This window comes from Paraburkholderia sp. RAU2J (assembly GCF_003634845.1).
Lineage (GTDB): Bacteria > Pseudomonadota > Gammaproteobacteria > Burkholderiales > Burkholderiaceae > Paraburkholderia > Paraburkholderia fynbosensis.
In genome coordinates this window covers 676,686-692,906 of the sequence record NZ_RBXG01000003.1, presented here as the reverse complement: position 1 = coordinate 692,906, position 16,221 = coordinate 676,686, and the positions used below count along the sequence as shown (strand labels likewise).

Below are 16,221 nucleotides of genomic sequence, written 5' to 3'. Positions count from 1 at the left end.
AAAAACATGGCGTCGGACAATCCGGAAGAGGGCAAATCGAAGGCAACGTCTCGCCAGATGGCGCTCGCGTTGTTCGAAGACATGTTCGACCAGGGATTGCGAATCAATGAAGCCAATCGTGAAATCGGCTATCAGCGCAATGACTTCTTCACTGAAATCGTCAACATGGGCTTGCCGGCGCGGCGCTTCCTCGATGCCGCGTATTTCATCGTTGCGCAGGAGACCGATGAGCGCGATCAATACGACGTCGAGCTGAACTACTTCAAGTGGTTGATGCGCTATGACAGCCGCAACCTCAAGCACTTGCGCACCATCGCCGATGAAGCGCAGAACGCGAAGGTCCGGGTGACCAACACGCCCATGGACCGTGACCCTAACGAGAACGATTTGTGGGTCCAGGTGCAGCTAATCGGGATGGTCGGTTTTCACCGCGGGCGGATGCGTTTCGACGTGCATCCACGCCTGGTCCCCCACATCCGTGATCCGCAAAAGTCGCACTGGCTGAGCCTGCGCATTTCGACCGCGTTCACGCGCAGCCTCGCGCGCGCGATCTATGACAAAGTGCTGCCGCACGTGCCGGCTGGCCGGACGGACTGGATTCAGCTCGATGAGATGCGCAACTGGCCCGGCAGAATGGGCGCGAACGCGGCCATCTTCAAATACTTCAAGCGCGACTGGCTCGAGCCGGCGGTCCGTGAGATCAACGACGTCTCGGACATCGAGCTGTCGTACGAGACTCGAACCGCGTCAACGTCATCGAAAAAAATCGACCGCATCCGATTCCTGCTCAAACGCAAGGACACCGCGGACGCCGTGCTGGCCAGCCTCGCGGATGCGAGTCACCTGTACAAGATTCTCACCGACGAATTCGCGCTGTCCACCAAGCAGTTCAGCGAAATTTCCGAGAACCGGGATGTATGGACCGACGAACGCATCCAGCAGGCGGTCGAATACACGCGATTCAGGGTCCAACGCGGGCAGGTCAAGAAGAGCCCCGCGGGTTACCTGATGCGAGCGCTGCGCGACAACTGGAAGATGTCCGAAGCCGAACGAACGATGGTCGACGTTCAGGCCAAGCTTCTCGCCGACGAAACGCAGGAACAGGTGGCCAAATCCGAGGCGAGAAAGTCGGTGGCGCTTAGCGTTGCGTCGCGCGAAGAGGAAGTGCGCGCCCGCATGAACGAGGACTCGCGCAAGGGCCGTGACCACTTCAACGCGGCCGACGCGAAGACACGCAAGGATCTGATGCACGCGTGGATGGCATCGCGGGAAGGCAAGCTGATGCTGCGACGAATGAAGCTCGAACCGTCGACGGTGACGGAGGACGCGATCCTGTCGAACACCGAGTTGGTCTGGTACCTCGGGCAGTTTGTTTTCGGGCGGATGAATTCGGCGCGCGCAGCGGCCTGAGGCGTCGCCAGGCTTCACCGGCCGTCGTCGCGGTTGGATGTCGTTTGTTCGTTTTGTCGCGAGGTGCGGAAGAAGCGCGTGGGTCTTCCAATCGCACAACCAACCTCACCCCACGACCGACGCCCAACACCGCGCGCACCGCCCTAAAACGACCCAACAATCGACCCGAGCACAATCACAACAACCAGCGCCAGCAACGCGCCGAGAATGCCGACGATCACAATGTCCCGATAGCTCTCCCGATGCGTCGACCCGCACACCGCCAGCAACGTTACTACCGCGCCGTTATGCGGCAGGCTATCGAGCGTACCCGACGAAATCACCGCGACCCGATGCAGCAGGGACGGGTCGATACCGTGTTGCGCGGCCAGTTGCAGATAGGTGCTGCCAAGCGCATCGAGTGCAATAGTCAGCCCGCCGGATGCGGAGCCCGTCAGCGCCGCGAGCAGATTCGTCGCGACCGCCAGCGACACGAGCGGACCACCGCCCACGCCGAGCACCCATTCGCGCACCAGCGCAAACGCGGGCAACGCCGCGATGACAGCGCCATAGCCGACCAGGCTGCCGACGCTCAGCACCGGCAACACCGACGCATTCGCACCGGCATCGACGGTATCGCGCAACGCGGGCAGGCGACGCCGGTTGAGCACGATCAGCGCGACGATCGCCGCCGCGAGCGCCACGCACACGCCCCACACGCCACCGACCGCCGCTAGCGACGTCTCGCCCCAACGGACATCCGCGAGATAGTCGGCGTCGATGCGCGGCAGCACGATCACGTTCATCACGAAGTTCACGCACACCACCAGCACGAGCGGTGTCATCGCGACGCCGAACGAAGGCAGATCGCTGCTGATGTGTCCGTGCTCGATCTCTTCAGGGTCGAAGCTCTGCGACACGGTGGCGCGCTCACGCACGAGCTTTGCATTGGGCGCGGGCTTCGCCACCGGCACCGAGGCGGTGCCGCCGAAGCCGTCGAAACTCTCGTTCGCCGCGCGCGCGCGGGACTGTTGCAGCGACAGCCACCACAACCCGAAGCCCACCATCACGATGCTCGCGATCACGCCCAATCCGGGCGCGGCGAACGGTGTCGTGCCGAAGAACGGCATCGGAATCGCGTTCTGGATCGCAGGCGTGCCGGGCAGCGCGGACATCGTGAAGGTCGACGTGCCGAGCGCAATCGCCGCAGGCATCAGGCGGCGCGGAATATTGGCCGCCTGGAACAACGCGGTCGCCATCGGCGCGATCACGAAAAATGCCACGAACAGACTGACGCCGCCGTAGGTGACGAGCGCACCGCCGATCACGACCGCGAGAATCGCCCGGTGCGCGCCGAGCTTTTCCGTCATGAAGCTCGCAATCGCCTTGACGGAACCGCTGTCCTCCATCAGCTTGCCGAACAGCGCGCCGAGCAGGAACAACGGAAAGAACTGCGCGAGAAAACGCGCGGCGCTGTTCATGAAGGTCTGGGTCCAGTGCGCGAGCACGGGCTCACCGGAAATCGCCGCGGCGAGCATGGCGGCAAACGGCGCGAGCAGCAGCACGCTCCAGCCGCGATACGCGAAGCCGATCAACAGTGCGAGACTCGCGAGCATGCCGAACAGGCCGAGGCCCACCGCGAGCGGTGACAGGGTGATGACGTCCATGATCAAACTCCGTCGAGCAATGCGTCGAGATCGAGCGAAGAGCGCACGCCGATCGAATCGGCGTGTTCGGTGAGAAAGGCGTCGGCGGCCCGCCGGCCTTCGTCGCGCAGCATCGTCAGAAACGCCCACTCGGCATTGAGCTTCGACGAGTAGCCGAGCTTCGTCATTGCTTCGCTGGCGATCCGGTGGATGCGCATTTCGGCCCAGTGACGCCCTTCGTCACTACCCGCGTCCGCCGCGCGGCGCAGCAGCGCGATCATCCGCAGTTCCTTGAGCAGCGGCGCGTTGAACGCGACTTCATTGAGACGGCTGATGATGTCGCGCGCGGTGCGGGGCGTTTCATCCCGTTCGACCGGATTGACCTGAATCAGCAGCGTATCGCTCGACGTGCATTCGCGAACCAGCGGCGTGATGGTCGGATTACCGGCGTAGCCGCCGTCCCAGTAGTCGTCACCGTCGATGTTGACCGCCTGGAACAGCGTCGGCAGACAGCTCGACGCGAGCAGCACCTCGGCCGACAGATTGGCGTTGCGAAACACGCGCGCCTGGCCGGTGCGCACCCGGGTCGCGGTGATGAAGAGCTTGATCGGCGCGTCGCGCAAATGGGCGAAGTCGATCGACTCATCGAGGATCTTTTGCAGCGGATTGACGCCCCGCGGATTCATGTCGTAAGGCGAGAACACCCGCGCCGCGAGATCCATCGCGATGAACAGCGGTGAATGGTCGAGCGTCCAGCGACCCATCAGTGCGTCGAACGGGCTGCGCCGGAACGGACTGAAGACCGCGGCGTCGGACACGCGTCGCCAGAAAGCTTCGAGCGCGGCGCGCGCGCCGGTCGCACCGTCCAATTGATAGCCGCTCACGAGCACGGCCGCGTTCATTGCGCCTGCCGATGTGCCGGAGATCCCTTCAATCTGTATCCAGGGTTCTTCGAGCAGACGGTCGAGGACACCCCATGTGAAGGCGCCATGTGAACCGCCGCCTTGCAAGGCGAGGTCGATACGGGCGGGCGCGTGACGCACTGGTTGATCTTTCGAGGCAGCCAAGACAACTCCGTTGTAAGGAGTGCTCCATGTCGCGAGCTGAAGCCGAATACACGGCGGACAAAGAAAACTGGCGGGGCAGAAACGACAGCAAAAACCGAGAGTGGCGGGCGGCTATTCAATGCAAACGGTGAACGAATAAACCGCGTTGTAAAGAGATCGCGCTGCTGGGAACGTCTGAATTTTGAATGGATGTGCGTATTACGCTAAAGAGCAATACGGGGCAAAACGAACTGGCAGACGTTTCGTATTGAAAGGGCCTGCTGCTCAAAAGTCAAGGGTATTCGCCAGGATGCGCGCGCGTGGCGGTTGCCCGGATCGAGGCGATATTTTGTTCGCTTGCGAGCCGATATTGATTGTGCTCAGTGACGGGGAGAGGGGGAGGGTGTGCGCGAGCGCAGTCACGACGCGGTCAAAAAAAGGGTGTAGCAAACCCGTGAGGAATGACGCGGGAGCGTACATCTTCATTGACAGATCACGACTTAAAAGCGCCACGGCATGAGGCCTGATCTGCCGCATGAAATCCAGCATCCGACTCATGCGTGCCTGGCATCGAGTGGCGGCCAATGACGTATGGGAGTCGAGCACCGTCCTTGCTTCAGATCGTCCCGAACAGCGCACGCGGACGGTCTTTGAGCGTTCCCGTCAACAACCTTAACGCGCTCACCAGCTGATCACGGCTCGTCGCGCACGCAAGATTGATCCGCACACCGTGCTCGATCTCCGACCGATCCACCGCGAATGCCGAAGACGGCATCACCACCACGCCCCGCGCTTTCGCGTTTGCCGCGAAATCGTCGGCACGCCAGGGCGGCGGCAACTTGAGCCACACGAACATGCAGGCCGGGTCAGTTTGCAGCAGATCAGAGGGTAGCAATTCTCGCGCGAGATCCTGGCGCGCGCGGATCTCGGTGAGTTGCGCGTCCATGATGCGCCGCGCAGTGCCGTTCTCGATCCAGATCGACGCAATCAGCATCGACATCGGCGCGGGCATCCACGCGGTGGTTCGCACGGCTTCTGCGCACAACGCCGAACTGTCCGGCGGACTGAGCAGATAGCCGAGCCGTAACCCGGGCGCGAGGATCTTCGAGGTTGCCGCGATATGGAACGTCAGCTCGGGACACAGGCTTGCGATCGTTGGCAGGCGTTGCGAAACGAGCGGCCCATAGACGTCGTCTTCGATGATCGGCACGCCGTGCCGCCGCGCAATGTCGGCGAGGGCCATGCGGCGTTCGAGGCTCATCGTGGTGACGGTCGGATTCTGCAGATTGGGCACCGTGAAGATCGCCTTCACGCAACGGCGTCGGCACACGGCCTCGACTTCGTCGGTCAACAGACCGTCGCGATCACTAGGAATGCCAACGATCTCGAACTGGAAAACCGGTGCCAACGCTTTGAGGCCGTAGTAGGTGAGTTGATCGGCGAGGATGACGCCGTCGGTGCCGATCAGACTGTTGAGCACCGCATACAGACCGTGCTGCGCGCCGCTCGTCACGACCACGTGATCGGGCGATGGCGTGAAACCCGGCGCGCTCATCCAGCGCGCACCGGCGGCGCGCGCCCACAGCGGTCCTTGTGGCGGCTGATATTCCTGCAATTGCGCATAGCGAGGGTCGCGCGGCAGGTCCGCAAGCGTGCGCGCGAGACAGTCGAGAAATTCGCCGGTCGCCGGCCGGTTCACGGTCAGGTCGATCGCCGCATTGCTCGCTGCCTGCACGGGTTCGACGCTCGGCATCGCTCCGCCCGTGACCAGCGAGCCGCGCCGCTTACTGCCGATCACGAGGCCGCGCAACTGCAATTCCTTATACGCCCGCGACACCGTCGACACGTTGATACCGAGCTCGGTCGCCAGTTGCCGCTGCGGCGGAAGCCGGCTGCCGGGCGGATAAATGCCGCTGCGGATCTCGCTCTCGATCGAACTGGACACCTCGATATAGGTGGAGCGCTTTGCCTGCTCCGGCGCGCCTTTGGCGATGCGGGCGGCGTCTTTGCCAGAAACCATGAGTTTGCGTGTCTCCATACAAAACCAGCTTTGTCCGTAAATTGTGCGAAGGTTTGCCGATTCTATACCACGGTTGTCCGACTGCAAGCCTCGCATCGCTCAAACGCCAACACGGCGGCCCGCAGGAAGCCCAGTCCACGCAGGCCAGGGAAAACGCCAGGGCCACACAATGAGCGTTTTAATTGCACACAAAAAAATATTGTGTGATTCTAGGCATCAGAGTTTGTCTGGCGACGTGCTTCGCCATGGCGGCGCCGGCACTGTCCGGCGCATGTTCAGCCATCCCTCAGCAGGAGTTGTTTGATGAGCGTCCCGCAGTCCTCCTCTTCCGATCCCACGCCGACACTCGGCGCCGCGTTGCGTCAGCGGCACGTCACGATGATTGCGCTAGGCGGCATCATCGGCGCGGGGCTTTTCGTCGGCAGCAGCGCGACGTTGGCGAGCGTCGGTCCGGCCGCGTGCGTGTCGTATCTGGTGGCCGGCATCGTCGTATTGATGGTGATGCGCATGCTCGGTGAGATGGCGCTCGCCGTGCCGGGCGTCGGCTCGTTCACCGAATATGCGCGCGTCGGTCTCGGCAATTGGGCCGGTTTTACGAATGGCTGGCTGTACTGGTATTTTTGGGTGATCGTCGTCGCGGTCGAGGCGGTGGCCGGCGCGGCGATCCTGCAACGCTGGATTCCCGCGCCGGTCTGGATGATCGGCCTCGTCCTGCTGTCGATCATGACGGTGATCAACCTGCTGTCGGTCAAATCGTATGGCGAGTTCGAGTTCTGGTTCGCATCGATCAAGGTCGCGGCGATCATCGTCTTCATCGCAATCGGCGCTGGGTATCTGCTCGGCTTTAGCCCGGCCGGCAGCGCGGTGGCGAATCTGATCGGCCATCACGGCTTCATGCCGTTCGGCGCAATGTCGATCTTCGCGGCGGTGCCGACGGTGATCTTCGCGGTCGGCGGTGCCGAAATCGCCACGATTGCCGCAGCGGAATCCGATGATCCGGCGAAAAGCGTCGCAGCGATGACGCGCTCGGTGATCCTGCGCGTCATCACGTTCTACGTCGGTTCGATGTTCCTGATCGCGTGCATCGTGCCGTGGAGCAGCATCGTGACCGGGCACTCCCCGTTCGTCGCCGCACTGGAAACGATGCGGATCCCCGGCGCCGCCGACATCATGAACGCGATCGTGCTCGTCGCCGTGCTCTCCGCGCTGAACTCCGGCCTGTACGTGTCGTCGCGGATTCTCTTTCGACTCGCCGAGCGCGGCGATGCGCCGAAGTCGCTGCTGAAACTGACGTCGAACAAAGTGCCGCGGCTCGCCGTGTTGCTAAGCAGCGTGGTGGGCTATGTGGCGATCGTCGCGGCCATCGTGTCGCCACAGGGCGTGTTTCTGTTTCTCGTGAACGCGTCCGGCGCGGTGATGCTGTTCGTTTATCTGGTGACCGCGCTGGCGCAAATCCGCATCCGCCGGCGCATCGAGGCCACCGATCCGCAACGGCTGACGCTCAGAATGTGGCTGTTCCCCTGGCTGTCGTATGCGGTCGTCGCGGCGATTGCCGGTGTCCTCGCCGCCATGGGCGCCGACCCCGCGCTGCGCCCGCAGTTGATGGCGAGCGCGGCGAGCCTCGCGGTGGCCTCGGCGGCGTATCTGCTGACGGCCAAACGCCAGCCGTCATCGCACGACGGTTGCGCCACCGGCTATCTGTCGCCGATCGGCCAACAGGCCATTGAAGGACGCAAGTGATGCCGGACATCGCCATCATCGGAGCGGGATTCATCGGCCTCGCGAGCGCCGCGGCGCTCATGCGCGACGGTCATCGCGTCACGCTGTTCGATCCGTCAGGCGTCGGCCAGGGCGCGTCGTTCGGCAACGCCGGAACGTTCGCGCACTATGCGTGCATCCCCGTGAACAACCCGTCGGTGTTCCGCGACCTGCCGCGTTTCCTGTTGTCGAGCGACAGTCCGTTCAGACTGCGTTGGGCTTATCTGCCGCAGCTCGCGCCGTGGCTCGCGCGCTTCATGATGAGCTCGCTGCCGCGTCGGTATGAGGCGAGTGCGGGCGCGCTCGCTGCGTTGCTCGGCCACGCGCAGGGCGGCTACGCGCCGTTGCTCGCGAACGGGGAACTGGCGCGGTTCGTCCGGCCGCGCGAGTGCCTGTATCTGTATTCGAGCGGCGCGTCGTTCGACGGCGCGCGTGCCGCGCTCGATCTGCGCCGGCAACTCGGCGTCGCGTTCGACGTGCTTGCCGCCGCCGATATCCGCGCGCTGGAACCGTCGCTCGCGCCGATTTTCGAGCGAGGTGTGCTGTTCAGCGACAGTTGGCATTTCTCCGACCCGCAGGGCTTTCTGCAGACCTTGTACGATCAGCTTGCCGCGCAAGGGCTGAAGTTCGAACGCGCGACCGTCGGCACGCTGCAGCCTCACGCGGACGGCGTGAGCGTGACGGCCGACGGCCGCGAGCGGCGCTTCAGTCACGTGGTGGTCGCTACCGGCGCGCGCTCCGCGCAATTCGCCAGACAATGCGGAGACAGCGTGCCGCTCGATACCGAGCGCGGCTACCACGTGCGCTATCCGGGCGCGCAGCAACTGATTTCGCGGCCGATCGGCTGGGCCGAGCGCGGCTTTTACATGACGCCGATGAGCGACGGAATTCGCGTCGCGGGCACCGTCGAACTGGGCGGCTTCAGCACGACTCGCAATCGCTCGCTGATCGACCTGCTGACGTTTTCGTCGAAGCGCGCGCTGCCCGCGCTCGATACACCCGACAACAACTGGTTAGGATTCCGGCCGACCTTGCCGGATGGCGTACCGGTGCTCGGCCGCTCACGCGCGAGCGAGCGCGTGATCTACGCATTCGGCCATCAGCATCTCGGCTTGACGCTGGCCGGCGTGAGCGGACGCATCGTCGCCGATCTGATTGCGCGGCGCACCCCGCCGCTCGATCTCGCGCCTTACGCGGCCACGCGTTTCTAGCATCGTGCGACGGCCGCGATAGTAGACGTTTTTTGCAGCAGGCATCTCAGGACAATCTCGCCGCGTCGCGCACCGGATCGGTCGAACCGCAACGCGCGACGCGACATCTCGCAAGGAGTGCATCATGAATCGCCGCTATTGGCTTTTGAGTCTGGCCGTTTGCGCCTTGGGCGCGCATGTGCCGCTGTCCTGGGCCGCCGATCCGCAAATCGTCAAGATTGGTTTTGTCGGACCGCTGACCGGTCCTGTGGCGCGGGTCGGCAAAGACCTGCAGTACGGCGCGCAACTGGCGCTCGACGAGGAAAACGCCCGGCATCCGACAGTGGGCGGCAAGCCAGTCAAGTTCGTGCTCGACGTGCAGGACGATCAGGCCGACCCGCGCGTGGCGATTCAGGTTGCACAGAAGCTGGTCGATAGCGGGGTGGTCGGCGTGATCGGCCACTACAACTCCGGCTGCAGCATTCCCGCGTCGACCGTCTACCACCAGGCGAATGTCGCGATGATCACGCCCGGCTCGACCAATCCGCAACTGACCAAACAGGGCTACAAGAACGTGTTTCGCACGATGGGGCACGACGGCGTCGGCGGGGTGGTGGCCGGGCACTTCGTGGTCGATCAGATGAAGGCCAGGCGGATCGGCATTATCGACGACCGCACGGCATTCGGACAGGGTCTCGCCGATGCCTTCGAAAAGGGTGTGAAAGAAGCGAACGGCAATATCGTCGATCGTGAATTCACCAACGACAAGGCCGTCGATTTCCGCGCCATTCTTACGACGCTCAAGAGCAAGAACGTCGATCTGATTTTCTTCGGCGGACTGGACGAGCAGGGCGCGATGCTGATCAAGCAGATGCGCTCGCTCGGCATGCCCGCGCAACTGTTCGGTGCAGGTGCGTTGAAGAGCAATGCGTTTCTGCAGATCGCCGGCACGGCCGGTAACGGCACGCAGGACCTCGAGCCCGGGCCGGCCCTCGACAAACTTCCCGCCGCGCAGGACTTCAGCAAGCGTTACAAGGCGCGCTTCAATCAGGATGTCGAGCTGTACGCGCCGTTCGCGTATGACGCCGCGCTTGCGATGATCAAGGCGATTCACGATGCCGATTCGCTGGATCGCGCGAAGATCGTCGACAGCCTGGGGAAAGTCTCCGTCAATGGCGTGACCGGCAAGATTACCTTCGATCCGTATGGCGATCTGATCAAGCCGCCTTACACGCTGTTCCAGGTGCAGCAGGGACAGTGGAAGAGCGTGAAGACGGTGGGCGGTGTCTGACGGCGCCCACAGTGCGCCGTGCGCTCAGGCATGCGAGATACGGCGCGACGAATCGACCAGCACCTTCGAATAGGGATGCGCGAGTTCTGCCGTCGCCAGATTGCTCGCGCCTCGCGTCTCGACAATTTCGCCCGATAGCACGATGACAGGCACAACGGCCAGATAGGACGCACGAGGATGGGGATCAGCGATGCGCGCTCATATTTTGGAGCAATTGTTGTGAGTCATCGTACAACATGTGGCGAATCAGTTAAGGTATCTGGGACATGTCAACCATGACTGTCCACCCAATCGGGGGCGGCAGCGCCTGACCTTATAGTCATCGAGCCGTTTCGACGCCAAACATTCGGGGATTTCGCAATGCCAACGTCGACACCAACTGGAACCGCTAGGCGTCGGCCACGTAGCCTCGCGCAGGACGTGCTGGATTCCCTGACGGAAGAGATCCGTTCCGGCGTCCTCCCACCGGGCGTCAAACTTCCGGGTGAATTCGAACTGACCCGTACCTAGGGCGTGAGCCGGACGGTGGTGCGCGAGGCGATCCTGCGATTGCAAGCCTCGGGGCTGGTCGAAACGCGCCAAGGGATCGGCACGTTCGTGCTCGACAACAGCGAGCGCCCGCTCGAACTCGGATCGACCCGGTCGTTGGGTGGGCGCGACCGACGTCTCTGGCGTGTCGAGCACGGCGCAGGATAGCTAGCGCCGCGTCCCAGTTTTTTGGGTCCCCAGTGCTCGCTTCATCGGTCGATCGATGCCGCTTGATCCCGCTTGATGCCGCTTAAGAGGGCGGTTTCGCGGCCAGAAACAGCGCCTATTGCAATGTTATGTATCGGCCAGACCGGTAGATACACTGCGACACAATTGGTGCGGTGAACCAGGCTATAAAGCAATCGTTGCCAATCACCGAGACCACCATGAGCGCCGATTCGCTGAAAGGTTCCTGCCATTGCGGGGCCGTCCAATTCGAAGTTCGCACTGCGATCGTTCCCGCCGGACGATGCAACTGCAGCCTGTGCCGACGCAAGGGCGCGCTGATGACGCCGATGTTCCCCGCGAGCCAACTGAAAATCTTGAGTGGCGAGGATGCGCTGACGCTTTACCAGTTCAACACGAAGGTGGCGAAGCACTACTTCTGCAAGCACTGCGGCATTTATCCATTTCATCAAACGCGCAAAGACCCGCAGCAATGGCGCGTCAATATCGGTTGCCTCGAAGGTGTCGACCCATATACGCTGGAAGCGGGCGTTGCCGACGGCGCCAGCCTCTCCGTGCTGGAGGACGCATGAAGCGGTTACTGGCAATCGTCCTGTTCATCGCCGGCGGTTTCGCGACCGAGCTGGCGCATCCGCTGCAATGCACGCTGGTCCAGGCGAGCGGGGTGCAGTTCAACCGCCGTAAGAGATAGTGCCTCGATGGAAACGACCGACCATGTATTGATCGTCGACGACGACCGCGGTATCCGCGAATTGCTGGCGACTTACCTCGAGAAGAACGGCATGCGTGTGTCGCTCGCAGCCAACGGTCATCAGATGCGCGCCGTGCTCGAGCACGGCGCGCCCGATCTGATCGTGCTCGACCTGATGCTGCCGGGCGAGGACGGTCTCGTGCTGTGCCGCGAACTGCGCGCGGGCAAATTCCGCGCCGTGCCCGTGCTGATGCTCACCGCCCGCAACGAGGAAGCCGATCGGATCGTCGGTCTGGAAATGGGCGCCGACGACTATCTGCCCAAGCCGTTTGCCGTGCGTGAACTGCTCGCGCGGATTCGCTCGGTGCTGCGCCGCGCGCGGATGCTACCGCCTGGCATGGAGGTGACTGAATCGGCGCAAATGCTGTGCTTCGGCGACTGGCGGCTCGATACCACCGCGCGTCATCTGCTCGATGCGGAAGGCACGATGGTCGCTTTGAGCGGCGCCGAATATCGCTTGCTGCGCGTATTCCTCGATCATGCGCAGCGGGTGTTGACGCGCGATCAACTGCTCAATCTGACTCAGGGCCGCCAGGCCGATCAGTTCGACCGTTCGATCGATCTGATGGTGAGCCGTCTGCGTCAACGCCTGAGGGATGTTGCCCGCGAGCCGCGTTACATCAAGACACTGCGTAGCGAAGGCTACGTATTCTCCGCCGCCGTGACCACCATCGGGGATCCGGAATGATGGCAGCGTCATGGCCGCGCTGGCCCCGCACGCTGTTCGCGCGACTCGCCGTGATCCTGTTCGTCGGACTGGCGCTCGCGCAGACGCTGTCGTTCTGGCTCACGATGACCGAACGCGACCAGACGATGACCCATGTGATGATGGGCTACATCGAACGCGAGGTCGCCAGTTCGGTGGCGCTGCTCGACCATTTGCCGCCTGATGAGCGGGCCCAGTGGCTGCCGCGTCTCGCACGGCGCAGCTACGAGTTCGTTCTCGGGCCCGGCGTGAGCGGCGAGCCTGTCGATGCGAGTCTCTCGGAGCGTGTCGCGCGCTCGATCGATCTCGGCATCGGCAACCGTTATCCGCTGACGGTGAACGCGGTCCCCGGCGACCGCGAACGCCTGCAGGTGCATCTGAAGTTGAGCGACGGAACGCCGCTGACGATCGATATGCGTCCGATGTCGGGCGCGCCATTGTCGCGCTGGCTGCTGCTGGTGCTGCTATTGCAACTGGTGGTGCTGGCCGCGTGCTGCTGGCTCGCCGTGCGGCTCGCGACGCGCCCGCTGCATCAACTGGCGCTGGCGGCCGACACGCTTGGCCCCGATCTGAAAGCGGACCGCCTGCCGGAAAACGGACCTTCGGAAGTGGCACGTGCCGCGCGTGCATTCAACGCGATGCAGGACCGGATCGCGACGTACATGACCGAGCGCATGCAGATTCTCGCGGCGATCTCGCACGATCTGCAAACGCCGATCACGCGCATGCGCTTGCGCGTCGACGTGATGGACGACGACGCACAGGGCGCAAAGCTCAGGCAGGATTTGCAGGAGATGGAGACGCTGGTCAAAGAAGGCGTGACGTACGCCCGGACGATGCACGGCACGACCGAGCTGCCGTGCCGCATCGATCCGGATGCGCTATTCGACAGCCTCGTCTTCGATTACGTCGATGCTGGTCAGGACGTGTCTCTGGAAGGCCGCTTCGGCATGTCGGTGACGACTCGGCCGCAGGCATTGCGCCGCATCGTGGGCAACCTCGTCGACAATGCATTGAAGTTTGGCGGCGCAGCCGAGATCAGGATCACGGCGGTGCACGATGGGCAGACGACGGTCAGCGTGCTCGACAATGGCCCCGGCATACCGGCCGAATCGCTGGAAGCGGTGTTCGAGCCGTTCTACCGGGTGGAGACATCGCGCAATCGCCATACGGGCGGCACGGGGCTCGGTCTCGCCATCGCGCGGCAACTCGCGCTGGCGATGGATGCGACGTTGACATTGCAGAACCGCGAGGGGGGTGGTCTGGAGGCGCGTCTGACGCTGAGGAAGCTGCTTTAGGCGCGGGCCGTTCAGTGAAATGGTGCGACGCGATGAAGCGCGAGATGCCGGCCGCGATTCAAATGTGAATCGCATCATTTCATCGAATGCCCGCGTTTAGAAAAATTCGCCGATTAAGCGCAGGCGATTTGTCCGTGCAAGAACGTTGGGTGATTGGTTTTGACCCAGTATTGCCCCGATTCACGTCTTCCCAGTCATCGCCGCTGATAAAAACAGAAAGGCGCCGGTAATTCGCACGGCAGAAAGGCAATGTACAGATCGTGGCCGGTATCCCCACGGCCCGCCGCGTGTCAGCGAAAAAAGACGCTGTGCTGACGTTCGTGCCATTACACGATCACGACTTCCGGGTGGAATGGAGCAAGTATCGCAATGATGCGGTCGCCACGCCTCAAGACGCCAACTTCAGTTCACCGTTCGACCTCGAGATGATCATTCGAGTACGCGTGGACAAATCCCTTATGACTATGTGCCGGTGAGCGCGATCTTATTCGACGTGCGCTAACGGTTTGCAATCGGAGCACTGCGCTCGCACTGCAGCAAAGCGACGGTACGCTACAACTCCTCTCCCTATCGAAACCTCATGTCGATTGTCGATGGTCAACATGTTGATGTCGAGCGATCGGCCCTTCAGCGACTCTCTTTCTAATTTTCCCTGTGCGAACGAATCGAGCCAGCAAATAATCGGCCCGACCCGGATTGTCGTATTAACCAGGATTGAACTGGCGACATATAAGCATCATGCATGTCGATATGCGTGGGTCTATGCCAGAGTCGACACCGGGTAAATGTCATGCAGTGCGCAGAGGCGGCTGTAATATCGACTCCCAATCAATTGACAAAATCGTGTCGACGTACCATTCTTTTTCAGGTGACGGTTGCAGAGTAATGCGGCCGCGCTGCGCATGATGAAGCTGTGAAAGATACGTTACGTTCGAAACTACCGCCCTGTTAACAAGGTAATTAAAAAGGAATCCGAATGGCGTCCACAGCGCAGAAAATGTCAAAGATGCAACTCACCGCTATGGTGGTGGGCGGTATGGTCGGAGCGGGGATTTTCTCCTTACCTCGAACTTTTGCAAACGCCACCGGCCCTCTGGGCGCCGTCATTGCGTGGCTGATTGCCGGCACCGGGATGTATATGCTGGCGAGGGTGTTCCAGTCTCTCGCTGAACGAAAACCTGAACTCGATGCCGGTGTGTTCGCCTACGCCAAAGAGGGCTTCGGCGACTACCCCGGCTTTCTTTCCGCCTTCGGCTACTGGATTGGTAGCTGTATCGGCAACGTTTCCTACTGGGTGCTGATCAAGTCGACACTGGGGGCCTTCTTCCCGGTCTTTGGCGAGGGCAATACGGTCGTGGCGATTGTCGTCGCCTCGATAGGGATATGGCTCTTCCACTTCATGATCCTGAAGGGCGTGCAGCAGGCCGCCTTTATCAACACCGTGGTCACGGTCGCGAAGGTCATCCCGATCCTGGTTTTCATCCTGATCCTGATCTTCGGGTTCAGGATGGGGCTGTTCCGGGTCAATTTCTATGGCGCAGGGCTGGAAGGCGGCATCTTCGAGCAGGTGCGGGCGACCATGCTGGTTACGGTGTTCGTCTTCCTGGGCATCGAGGGCGCGAGCGTGTATTCCCGGTACGCGAAAAAGCGCTCCGACGTGGGTGCGGCGACAATCACGGGCTTCATCATCGTCACCACGCTGATGGTGCTTGTGACTTTGCTTCCCTATGCCGTGCTGATGCGCCCCGACGTTGCAGTCATGCGTCAGCCGTCGATGGCGACCGTTCTCGAGGCGGTAGTGGGGCCGTGGGGTGCGGTCTTCGTCAGTATCGGGCTGCTCGTCTCGGTGTTGGGTGCATACCTCGCGTGGTCGCTGATTTGCGCCGAGGTGCTGTTTACTGCCGCCAAGACGAAGGACATGCCGTCTGCCTTCGCGAAGGAAAACAAGAACAAGGTTCCCGTGGTCGCGCTGTGGGCGACCAACATCGTCGTGCAGTTGATTGTCATCACCACGTACTGGTCGCGGGACGCGTTTTCGCTGATGTTGAATCTGACCAGTGCGATGGCTTTGATTCCGTTCCTGTTGGTGGCAGGGTATGGCCTGCAATTGACCAAACGCAGGGAAACCTATGACGTCCGGCCAGAGGAACGCAATCGCGATTTCATCATCGCCACCATCGCCACGGTTTATACGGCTTTCCTGCTCTACGCCGGGGGCATGAAATTTATTGTCCTGTCAGCGGTTCTCTATGCGCCGGGAACGGCGCTCTACTTCTGGTGTCGACGCGAGCAGAACGTGCCCGTATTCACCAAAGCGTCCGACTGGATCATTTTCGTTCTCGCGGTTATTGGCGCAGTCGTCGGTATCTACTGGATCGCGACAGGTTACATCACCATTTAACGAATGGAGTT

General features: G+C 62.1%; 14 protein-coding genes and 1 pseudogene. 11 read left to right on the top strand and 4 right to left on the bottom strand.

Annotated features, from left to right (window positions below; translation table 11 throughout):
* Nucleotides 1–6: 6 nt before the first annotated feature.
* Nucleotides 7–1,410, top strand: a complete 1,404-nt coding sequence (locus B0G69_RS34620; protein WP_175159624.1) for a replication initiation protein — start codon at nucleotides 7–9, stop codon at nucleotides 1,408–1,410.
* 143 nt (nucleotides 1,411–1,553) lie between these two features.
* Here B0G69_RS34620 and B0G69_RS34615 read toward each other — a convergent pair whose 3' ends face one another.
* The 3 genes from B0G69_RS34615 to B0G69_RS34600 form a co-directional block, all read right to left on the bottom strand.
* Complete coding sequence (locus tag B0G69_RS34615) at nucleotides 1,554–3,056, bottom strand: GntP family permease (protein WP_121324605.1); 1,503 nt, start codon at nucleotides 3,054–3,056, stop codon at nucleotides 1,554–1,556.
* A 2-nt stretch (nucleotides 3,057–3,058) separates the two neighbouring features.
* Complete coding sequence (locus B0G69_RS34610; protein ID WP_199731463.1) at nucleotides 3,059–4,102, bottom strand: patatin-like phospholipase family protein; 1,044 nt, start codon at nucleotides 4,100–4,102, stop codon at nucleotides 3,059–3,061.
* Between the two features lie 595 nt (nucleotides 4,103–4,697).
* Complete coding sequence (locus B0G69_RS34600; RefSeq protein ID WP_121324603.1) at nucleotides 4,698–6,101, bottom strand: PLP-dependent aminotransferase family protein; 1,404 nt, start codon at nucleotides 6,099–6,101, stop codon at nucleotides 4,698–4,700.
* A 303-nt stretch (nucleotides 6,102–6,404) separates the two neighbouring features.
* Here B0G69_RS34600 and B0G69_RS34595 point away from each other — a divergent pair, with 303 nt between their 5' ends.
* The 3 genes from B0G69_RS34595 to B0G69_RS34585 all read left to right on the top strand — a co-directional run bounded on the left by B0G69_RS34595 (nucleotide 6,405) and on the right by B0G69_RS34585 (nucleotide 10,340).
* Nucleotides 6,405–7,841, top strand: a complete 1,437-nt coding sequence (locus B0G69_RS34595) for an amino acid permease (RefSeq protein ID WP_121324602.1) — start codon at nucleotides 6,405–6,407, stop codon at nucleotides 7,839–7,841.
* Nucleotides 7,841–9,070, top strand: coding sequence for an FAD-binding oxidoreductase (locus B0G69_RS34590; RefSeq protein WP_121324601.1), 1,230 nt, complete (start codon nucleotides 7,841–7,843; stop codon nucleotides 9,068–9,070). Before B0G69_RS34595 ends, B0G69_RS34590 begins: the two co-directional genes overlap by 1 nt.
* Before the next feature lie 124 nt (nucleotides 9,071–9,194).
* On the top strand, nucleotides 9,195–10,340 hold the full coding sequence (locus B0G69_RS34585) for a branched-chain amino acid ABC transporter substrate-binding protein (RefSeq protein ID WP_121324600.1): 1,146 nt from the start codon (nucleotides 9,195–9,197) through the stop codon (nucleotides 10,338–10,340).
* A gap of 24 nt (nucleotides 10,341–10,364) precedes the next feature.
* On the opposite strand, the gene B0G69_RS42880 is transcribed toward B0G69_RS34585, so the two are convergent.
* Nucleotides 10,365–10,493 carry a hypothetical protein gene (locus tag B0G69_RS42880; RefSeq protein WP_277873603.1) on the bottom strand — a complete coding sequence of 43 codons (129 nt, stop codon included), beginning with the start codon at nucleotides 10,491–10,493 and terminating at the stop codon, nucleotides 10,365–10,367.
* A 207-nt stretch (nucleotides 10,494–10,700) separates the two neighbouring features.
* On the opposite strand from B0G69_RS42880, the pseudogene B0G69_RS34580 reads away from it, so the two are divergent.
* The 7 genes and pseudogenes from B0G69_RS34580 to B0G69_RS34555 form a co-directional block, all read left to right on the top strand.
* A pseudogene (locus B0G69_RS34580) lies at nucleotides 10,701–10,958 on the top strand (GntR family transcriptional regulator); the annotation flags it as partial.
* Nucleotides 10,959–11,254: 296 nt separating this feature from the next.
* The gene (locus tag B0G69_RS34575; protein WP_121324599.1) at nucleotides 11,255–11,626 is read left to right on the top strand and encodes a GFA family protein; all 372 of its coding nucleotides are present in this window, start codon (nucleotides 11,255–11,257) and stop codon (nucleotides 11,624–11,626) included.
* Nucleotides 11,623–11,745 (top strand): hypothetical protein, encoded by a 123-nt coding sequence (locus B0G69_RS42875; RefSeq protein WP_277873602.1) that lies wholly within the window; start codon nucleotides 11,623–11,625, stop codon nucleotides 11,743–11,745. Before B0G69_RS34575 ends, B0G69_RS42875 begins: the two co-directional genes overlap by 4 nt.
* Nucleotides 11,746–11,752: 7 nt before the next feature.
* Nucleotides 11,753–12,493: a response regulator gene (locus B0G69_RS34570; protein WP_121324598.1), complete on the top strand. Its 741-nt coding sequence runs from the start codon at nucleotides 11,753–11,755 to the stop codon at nucleotides 12,491–12,493.
* A complete protein-coding gene (locus B0G69_RS34565) occupies nucleotides 12,490–13,809 on the top strand; it encodes a HAMP domain-containing sensor histidine kinase (RefSeq protein ID WP_121324597.1) in 1,320 nt (439 codons plus the stop codon). Before B0G69_RS34570 ends, B0G69_RS34565 begins: the two co-directional genes overlap by 4 nt.
* 260 nt (nucleotides 13,810–14,069) lie before the next feature.
* A complete protein-coding gene (locus B0G69_RS34560) occupies nucleotides 14,070–14,285 on the top strand; it encodes a hypothetical protein (protein ID WP_121324596.1) in 216 nt (71 codons plus the stop codon).
* Nucleotides 14,286–14,785: 500 nt separating this feature from the next.
* The gene (locus B0G69_RS34555; protein ID WP_121324595.1) at nucleotides 14,786–16,210 is read left to right on the top strand and encodes a basic amino acid/polyamine antiporter; all 1,425 of its coding nucleotides are present in this window, start codon (nucleotides 14,786–14,788) and stop codon (nucleotides 16,208–16,210) included.
* Nucleotides 16,211–16,221 lie beyond the last annotated feature (11 nt).

Bases quoted from the DNA above. Each gene is read 5' to 3' on its own strand.
- B0G69_RS34620 (WP_175159624.1), top strand. From the start codon at position 7: ATGGCGTCGGACAATCCGGAAGAGGGCAAATCGAAGGCAACGTCTCGC.
- B0G69_RS34585 (WP_121324600.1), top strand. From the start codon at position 9,195: ATGAATCGCCGCTATTGGCTTTTGAGTCTGGCCGTTTGCGCCTTGGGC.
- B0G69_RS34565 (WP_121324597.1), top strand. From the start codon at position 12,490: ATGATGGCAGCGTCATGGCCGCGCTGGCCCCGCACGCTGTTCGCGCGA.
- B0G69_RS34555 (WP_121324595.1), top strand. From the start codon at position 14,786: ATGGCGTCCACAGCGCAGAAAATGTCAAAGATGCAACTCACCGCTATG.
- B0G69_RS34600 (WP_121324603.1), bottom strand. From the start codon at position 6,101: ATGGTTTCTGGCAAAGACGCCGCCCGCATCGCCAAAGGCGCGCCGGAG.
- B0G69_RS42875 (WP_277873602.1), top strand. From the start codon at position 11,623: ATGAAGCGGTTACTGGCAATCGTCCTGTTCATCGCCGGCGGTTTCGCG.
- B0G69_RS34590 (WP_121324601.1), top strand. From the start codon at position 7,841: ATGCCGGACATCGCCATCATCGGAGCGGGATTCATCGGCCTCGCGAGC.
- B0G69_RS34615 (WP_121324605.1), bottom strand. From the start codon at position 3,056: ATGGACGTCATCACCCTGTCACCGCTCGCGGTGGGCCTCGGCCTGTTC.
- B0G69_RS34595 (WP_121324602.1), top strand. From the start codon at position 6,405: ATGAGCGTCCCGCAGTCCTCCTCTTCCGATCCCACGCCGACACTCGGC.
- B0G69_RS34570 (WP_121324598.1), top strand. From the start codon at position 11,753: ATGGAAACGACCGACCATGTATTGATCGTCGACGACGACCGCGGTATC.
- B0G69_RS34575 (WP_121324599.1), top strand. From the start codon at position 11,255: ATGAGCGCCGATTCGCTGAAAGGTTCCTGCCATTGCGGGGCCGTCCAA.